Raw genomic sequence first — 6,811 nt, 5'->3', positions numbered from 1 at the left:
CGCCGCTGCGCGCGGTGGCGGGGGCGCTGCTCGATGCCGGCGGCTTGCTGCCGCGCCGCGCGATCGGCGCGCAGGTCGAAGTACTCGACCCGCTCGCGCGCAAGAAATTGCACAAGATGGGCGTGACGATCGGGACGCTGGACCTGTTCGCGCCGGCCTTGCTCAAACCGGGCCCGGCGCGCTGGCGGCGGATGCTGATGCGGCTTGCCGAGGGACCGCGCGACGGTGCGACGGTGCTCCCGCGCAACGCACCGGGTGCCGATTTGCCCTTTGGCTTCCGCCCGCTCGGCCAGCAGGCGGTGCGGATCGACCTGGTCGAACGCATCGCGCGCGCCGCGCACGATTCGCGCAAGGGACGCGCACCGTTCGCGCCCGACGCCGCGCTCGCGACCTCGATCGGAATCCAGCCCGACACGCTGGCGCGGCTGATGGCCCAGCTCGGTTTTCGCGCCGCGCGGCCAAGCGACGACGGCAAGCCGCGCTGGATGTGGCAGGGCCTGACGCCCAACGCCAAGCCCAAGGCACCGCCCCGGGACAACGCCTTCGCCGCACTCGCCGGGATGCTTGATGGCTGAGCACGCTTTCGACCACGGGCCAACGATGCGGCTCGACAAATTCTTGTGGTTCGCGCGGATCGTGAAGACTCGGAGCTTCGCGCAACGCCTTGCCGAGGAGGGCCATATGCGGATCGACGGTCGCCCGATCGATCGCGCCGCCGCGCCGGTGCGCATGGGCAACATCCTGACCTTCGTCACGCACCGCGGCGAGGTGCGCACCATCCGGATCGAGGCGCTACCGATTCGCCGCGGCCCGCCGTCCGAGGCCCAGCATTGCTATCAGGACCTCCAGGCGGGGGAGTGGGCCGGACCCGCGACACCAAAAGCCGACAAGTTGAAAACGTCTCGCAGAAAGGCGCGATTGATTGACGGGCGCGGAACACGCGCATAGCACGGCCCAAATCGTACACCTGGGGAGCCAGAAATGACCTACGTCGTCACCGACGCCTGCATCCGCTGCAAGTATATGGACTGCGTCGAGGTGTGCCCGGTCGACTGTTTCTACGAAGGCGAGAATATGCTCGTCATCAATCCCAGCGAATGTATCGACTGCGGCGTGTGCGAGCCCGAATGCCCGGCTGAGGCGATCCTGCCCGACACCGAGAGCGGCCTGGAAAAATGGCTCGAGCTCAACAACACGTTCAGCGGCCAATGGCCAAACGTCACGCGCAAGAACGATCAGACGCCGGCCGATGCCGACGAGCACAAGGGCGAAGAGGGCAAATACGACAAGTATTTCTCGCCTGAGGCCGGCCAGGGCGACTGAGCGCGCCAGCAAGGTTGATCGAGATCAATGCGGCCTCGCCCAGCAATGGGACGGGGCCGTTGGGTACTCCGTCGGATGAAAACGACGTCGGGCTGGTAATTTTATTACGACTGTGTTAAATAGGTCAGGACGAGAGCCCCTTTCCGAGTCTCTCGTGTGGAGACACACGCATCCAATCAAGCCCCTGCCGGCGCCATGTCCGGGCGTCGTGCGTTTATTCGGGCGACATTCCAGTGAAAGGTTGAAGTTACATGGCTGCCAAGGCGCTGTCCTTCGACGTCGGTGATTACGTTGTTTACCCCAAGCACGGCGTCGGCCGTGTCGTTGAACTTCTGAAACAGGAAATTGCCGGCATGACGCTGGAGCTTTACGTGCTCCGGTTCGAGAAAGAGCGCATGACGCTCCGCGTGCCGACCAACAAGGCCGAGAGTGTCGGCATGCGCAAGCTGTCCTCGGACAAGACGCTCCGCGAAGCGCTCGACACGCTCAAGGGCAAGCCCAAGGTCAAGCGCACCATGTGGTCGCGCCGCGCGCAGGAATATGAAGCCAAGATCAATTCGGGCGACCTGGTGTCGATCGCCGAGGTGGTCCGCGACCTGTTCCGTGCCGAAGATCAGCCCGAACAGAGCTATTCGGAGCGCCAGATCTTCGAGGCCGCCGCGTCCCGCCTCGCCCGCGAACTCGCGGCGATGGAAGAGACCGACGAAAAGGGTGCGCTCGAGAAGATCCTCGACATCCTGCGCAAGGCCGCGGCGATCCACAACAAGGACAAGATTCCGGCCTAATCCCGGGTCAAGTCGTTGATAAAAGAGGGCGGTCCTTTGGGGCCGCCCTTTTTCGTTGCGGCCCCGCCAGAAGTGTGTTATATCGACAACACACAATGGAGGATCCCATGAACCGGTACATGCTGCTCGCTTTGCTTCCGCTCGCCGCCTGTTCGGGCACGGCCCGGTCGGAAGGCACGCCCCCCAGCGGCACCGGCGGCAACCGCACCTTCGCCGTCGAGGGTTTCACCGGCGTCGATGCGGCCGGGCCCGACGATGTCGATGTCCGCGTCGGCTCGGGATTTTCGGTCCGCGCCGAAGGCGATCCCAAGATCCTCGACAAGCTCGAGATCGTGAAGGAAGGCGATACGTTGATGGTCCGCCGCAAGGAACATAGCTTCAGCTGGGGCGGCGAGCGCAAGGGCGCCAAGATCTTCATCACCATGCCGCGGATGACCGCGGCCAGCACCACCGGAATGGGCGACATGGCGGTCGACCATGTGGATGGCGAGAAGTTCGAGGCCAGCGCGACCGGGTCGGGCGACCTCAATATCGGATCGCTCAGCGTCCAGGCGGTCGCCCTGTCGGTCACCGGATCGGGCAGCCTGGGCACCGCCGGCAGCGCCAGGACCGGATCTTTCTCGGTCACCGGATCGGGCGACATCACCGCGCCCAAATTGTCGCTCGGCCAGGCCAGCGTCAACGTCATGGGCTCGGGCGGCGTCTCCGCGGCGGTCAATGGCGCGGCGAACGTCAACGTGATGGGCTCGGGCGACGTCACGCTGACCGGCGGCGCCAAATGCACCACCTCCAAGATGGGATCGGGCGACGTCAGCTGCAGCTAACGCAACTTGCATAAGACGGCGGGGCGGTGCGATGCTCGCATCCATGCTCCGCCGCTCCCTCGCCTTCGCGCTGATCGCGCTCGCTGCGCCGGCGCATGCCGCCGATCGCAGCTATGTCGTCACCAATTTCGACCGTGTGCGGGTGGACGGCCCCTATTGGGTGCAGGTCGAAGTCGGCACCGGCGGCGCCGCCGCCAGCGCGTCGGGCGACGACCGGGCGCTCGGCGACCTCGACATCTCGGTCAGCGGCACCACGCTGACCGTCCGCAAAGGCAGCCAGGGCTGGGGCGAGCGCGGCAAAGCGAGCGGCCCGCCGCCGGTGATCATTCTGCGCACGCCGGCGGTGCGCGGCGCGACCGTGGTCGGCGGCGGCAAGCTCGCGCTCACCGGCACGCTGCGGACGACGCGGCTCGACGTGCAAATCACTGGCGCAGGGACGATCGACGCGCGCGGCGTCGACGCCGACGATGTCGTGGTCAGCGTGATCGGCAATGGCAATGTCGCGCTCGCCGGGCGCACCACCCGGGCGCGGTTCTCGACCAATGGCGGCGGCTCGATCGCCGCGGCGGCGCTTGACGCGGGCGAGATCGTCGTCGCGCTCGAAGGTGCGGGCGAAACACGGGCAAGCGCACGTTATTTGGCCGACCTCACCAACAAGGGGCTGGGACTGATCGCGGTCACCGGCAATCCGAAATGCACCGTCCGCGGCCAATCGGTCGGGCCGATCGAATGCGGTACCGGCACGCAGCCTTAAAGCAGACCCAATTCCGCCAGCTTGCCGATCATATCGGCCGGCAGCTCACCCACGCCTTCGCCACCTGCGCCTAGATCGCGCGGCGCATCGCTCCCTTCGAGATAGCGCCAGCCCTGATGCGCGCGCTTTGGGCGCGCCTCGACCAGGACCAGGCGCGGATCGAGCTTGATCGCGGTGCGGCCGCCGGGCAGCTCGCCGAATCCGACGATCGGCGAGCGCGCGACGAGTTGGTGCTTGAGGATCCAGAACAGCGATCCCTGCCCGGCAATCTCTTCCCAGCGTTTAGGCAGATAGCGCGTGCCGAGTTCATAGGGCGGATCGCCCTCGCGCGCGGCCCAGCGCGCGACGAACGCCTCCAGGCTCGCCACGCCGAACGCAACCTTGGTCAGATGAAGCGGCATTTCCCCGATCTGGGTTACTGACCCAGCCCCCACAAGGTCGCGAGGCCGAGGAACGAGAAGAAGCCCATGATGTCGGTTATCGTGGTGACGAACACCGCCGACGACACCGCGGGGTCGACATTGGCCTTGTCGAGCGCGACGGGCACGATCACGCCGACGAGGCCCGCGACCAGGCTGTTGAACATCATCGCCAGCGCGAACACCAGCGATAGCTGCGCGTTGCCGAGGATCAGATAGCTGCCCAGCGCACCAACCCCCGCCAGTGCCACGCCGTTGGCGATCGCGATGCGGAATTCGCGCATCAGCATCCACAAGGTGTTCGAGTTGGTCAGCTGGTTGGTCGCGATCGCGCGCACCACCACCGCCAGCGTCTGCGTGCCGGCATTGCCGCCCAACGCCGAGACGATCGGCATCAAGGCGGCGAGAATGGCGTAGCGCCCAATCTCTCCCTGAAACGCGCCGACCACCGACGCCGAAAGCATCGTCGCGCCAAGATTGACGACGAGCCAGAGCACGCGGGTGCGCACAGTGAGGACGATCGGCTCGTTGATGTCGCCATCGCCGGCACCGGCCAGGCGCAGCGTGTCTTCGCCGGCTTCTTCCTGGATGATGTGGACGATGTCGTCGACCGTGATCATGCCGACCAGCCGGCCCGCGGCATCGACCACCGCGGCCGAGATCAACGCGTATTTCTGGAAGCGCAGCGCGACCTCTTCCTGGTCCATATCGACCGGAATCAGCGTCTGTTCGCGCTTCATCACGTCCGCGATCGCCACCGTCCGCGGCGCGCGCAGGATCCATGACAGCGAACAGGTGCCGATCGGCTTGTGGCCGGGATCGACCACGAAGATCTCCCAGAAATCGGTGGTCAATTCTTCCTGGCTGCGCAGGTAATCGATGGCGTCGCCGACGCTCCAATGTTCGGGCACCGCGATCAGCTCGCGCTGCATCAGGCGGCCGGCGGATTCCTCGGGGAACGACAACGCTTCCTCGATCGCGGCGCGGTCGTCGGGGTCGAGCGCCCGGAGCACCTCGCGCTGATCCGCCGGCTCCATGTCCTCGATGATAGCGACCGCGTCGTCGGTATCGAGTTCCGACGCGATGTCGGCGATTTCCTGCGGCTCGAGGCTGTCGATCAAATCCTCGCGGACATAATCGTTCATCTCGGCGAACACGTCGGCGTCGAGCAGGTCGGTCAGCGCCTTGGCGAGCGGCCCGCGATCCTCGTGCGGGGCCAGCTCGAACAGATCGGCGATATCGGCGGGATGGAGCGGTTCTACCAGCGCACGCGCGGCGTCATTGTCGCCGGCCTCGACCGCGTCGAGCACCGCACGCACGAATTCGGGCTTCAGCCGGTCGTCCTCGTCCAGCTGATCCGCGACGTTATCGAGTTCGGTCGCGCCGTCTACGGGCGCCAGATCGGTCTCGCTCATCGTCTGACCTTTTTTCGGGCACCGGCATATCCATATCCGGGGCCGTACGCGGTTTCCGCGCGGTTTGCCAGCACCCACCGAGCAGTTTAGGGCAGGCGCAAATTCCCCGATTCATGGAGCAAAATGATGGCCGACACTCCCGAAACACTGACCCTGACGCTGGATGGCGGCGATGTCGTCATCAAGCTGCGTCCGGATCTCGCGCCACAGCATGTCGACCGCATCGCCGAACTGGCCAATGAAGGCTTTTACGATGGCGTCGTGTTCCATCGCGTGATCCCCGGCTTCATGGCGCAGGGCGGCGATCCGACCGGTACCGGCATGCACGGATCGGACAAGCCGAACCTGCCCGCCGAATTCTCGCGCGAGCCGCATGTCCGCGGCGTTGCGTCGATGGCGCGGACGATGGACCCCAATTCGGCCAACAGCCAGTTCTTCATCTGCTTCGACGACGCGCGCTTCCTCGACGGACAATATACCGTGTGGGGCGAAGTCACCGAGGGCATGGAGCATATCGACGCGCTGCCCAAGGGCGAGCCGCCGGCCAACCCGGGCAAGATCCTGAAGGCCCGCGCCGCGTAAGCCGTTTCCCGATTCCCCTCGCCGGACGGGAGGGGAGTCGTAACCTGTGGAACCGCTCGGAAGTCCGGCCCGGCCAGCATCCTCAGACCGATCGGGAGGGATGCTTTGGAATTGTCCGCCTTGCGACGCCCGCGCCCGCGCCCGATGCGAATTAGGTTACGACGCCTTCATGTTGGACGACACGTTGGTGAAGGTTGTCTTGAGACGGTTGCCCAGACCCTGCATCGCAGCGATCGCCGCAACCGCGATGAGGGCCGCGATCAGGCCATATTCGATCGCGGTCGCCGCTCGCGTATCGCGCAGCCGCTTGAGGAAGTGCATCATGGTCCATTTCCGAAAAGGCATCAGCGGTGGCTATAGCCCGAGCGCGCTTACCCATGAGTTAATGGCCTGATTTCACTAAAAAAACTGATCTGGATCAGTGCAGGGCCAATGTGAACCTATTGCGATTTCACGCGTCCAGCACCTCGACCAGCCAGTCGTGGAACCATTTAACCTGGCGCATCTGCATCGCGCGCGGGCGGCAGACGAACCAGTAACTGTACGGGCTGGCCACCTCGATATCGAACAATTTGACCAGCCGCGGGTCATGCGCCTCGTCGAAATGGCTTTCGTGCATGAAGGCGATGCCCAGGCCCTGCGCCGCCGCTTCGAGCATCAGCGCACCCGAATCGAAATGATCGATCGCCAGCGGCTCGAGCTCGTCGAG

10 protein-coding genes and 1 pseudogene are annotated in these 6,811 nt (G+C 65.3%); 7 read left to right on the top strand and 4 right to left on the bottom strand.

Annotated features, from left to right (window positions below):
• The 6 genes and pseudogenes from SAS01S_RS22925 to SAS01S_RS21005 form a co-directional block, all read left to right on the top strand.
• Positions 1-575, top strand: a pseudogene (locus SAS01S_RS22925) (helicase-related protein); the annotation flags it as partial.
• Positions 568-948: an RNA-binding S4 domain-containing protein gene (locus SAS01S_RS21025; RefSeq protein ID WP_084239294.1), complete on the top strand. Its 381-nt coding sequence runs from the start codon at positions 568-570 to the stop codon at positions 946-948. The pseudogene SAS01S_RS22925 and the gene SAS01S_RS21025, both read left to right, overlap by 8 nt.
• A 33-nt stretch (positions 949-981) precedes the next feature.
• Positions 982-1,323 carry a ferredoxin FdxA gene (fdxA, locus tag SAS01S_RS21020; RefSeq protein WP_066813025.1) on the top strand — a complete coding sequence of 114 codons (342 nt, stop codon included), beginning with the start codon at positions 982-984 and terminating at the stop codon, positions 1,321-1,323.
• A 251-nt stretch (positions 1,324-1,574) separates the two neighbouring features.
• On the top strand, positions 1,575-2,108 hold the full coding sequence (locus SAS01S_RS21015) for a CarD family transcriptional regulator (RefSeq protein WP_066813023.1): 534 nt from the start codon (positions 1,575-1,577) through the stop codon (positions 2,106-2,108).
• A 107-nt stretch (positions 2,109-2,215) separates the two neighbouring features.
• Positions 2,216-2,932 carry a head GIN domain-containing protein gene (locus SAS01S_RS21010; RefSeq protein WP_066813034.1) on the top strand — a complete coding sequence of 239 codons (717 nt, stop codon included), beginning with the start codon at positions 2,216-2,218 and terminating at the stop codon, positions 2,930-2,932.
• 43 nt (positions 2,933-2,975) lie between these two features.
• Entirely contained in the window at positions 2,976-3,686 is a 711-nt protein-coding gene (locus SAS01S_RS21005) for a GIN domain-containing protein (protein WP_169804995.1), read from the top strand.
• Here SAS01S_RS21005 and SAS01S_RS21000 read toward each other — a convergent pair.
• Both SAS01S_RS21000 and mgtE read right to left on the bottom strand, forming a co-directional pair.
• The gene (locus SAS01S_RS21000; protein WP_066813019.1) at positions 3,683-4,087 is read right to left on the bottom strand and encodes a DUF1489 family protein; all 405 of its coding nucleotides are present in this window, start codon (positions 4,085-4,087) and stop codon (positions 3,683-3,685) included. The two genes, SAS01S_RS21005 and SAS01S_RS21000, sit on opposite strands and share 4 nt — an antisense overlap.
• 14 nt (positions 4,088-4,101) lie before the next feature.
• Positions 4,102-5,520: a magnesium transporter gene (gene mgtE, locus SAS01S_RS20995; RefSeq protein WP_066813017.1), complete on the bottom strand. Its 1,419-nt coding sequence runs from the start codon at positions 5,518-5,520 to the stop codon at positions 4,102-4,104.
• A 126-nt stretch (positions 5,521-5,646) separates the two neighbouring features.
• Between mgtE and SAS01S_RS20990 the strand changes: the two genes are divergently transcribed.
• Positions 5,647-6,102, top strand: coding sequence for a peptidylprolyl isomerase (locus SAS01S_RS20990; protein ID WP_066813032.1), 456 nt, complete (start codon positions 5,647-5,649; stop codon positions 6,100-6,102).
• Positions 6,103-6,258: 156 nt separating this feature from the next.
• On the opposite strand, the gene SAS01S_RS20985 is transcribed toward SAS01S_RS20990, so the two are convergent.
• Together SAS01S_RS20985 and SAS01S_RS20980 are read right to left on the bottom strand one after the other, a co-directional pair.
• Positions 6,259-6,426, bottom strand: coding sequence for a Flp family type IVb pilin (locus SAS01S_RS20985; protein ID WP_066813029.1), 168 nt, complete (start codon positions 6,424-6,426; stop codon positions 6,259-6,261).
• A gap of 127 nt (positions 6,427-6,553) precedes the next feature.
• Positions 6,554-6,811, bottom strand: a 258-nt coding sequence (locus SAS01S_RS20980; RefSeq protein WP_245657055.1) for a LysR substrate-binding domain-containing protein, incomplete at its 5' end; no start/stop codon positions are given.

Origin of the sequence: Sphingomonas asaccharolytica NBRC 15499, assembly GCF_001598355.1 — a bacterium.
Classification (GTDB): Bacteria; Pseudomonadota; Alphaproteobacteria; order Sphingomonadales; family Sphingomonadaceae; genus Sphingomonas; species Sphingomonas asaccharolytica.
Note: the sequence above shows the minus strand (reverse complement) of the source record. Positions and strands in the feature narration are given on the sequence as shown.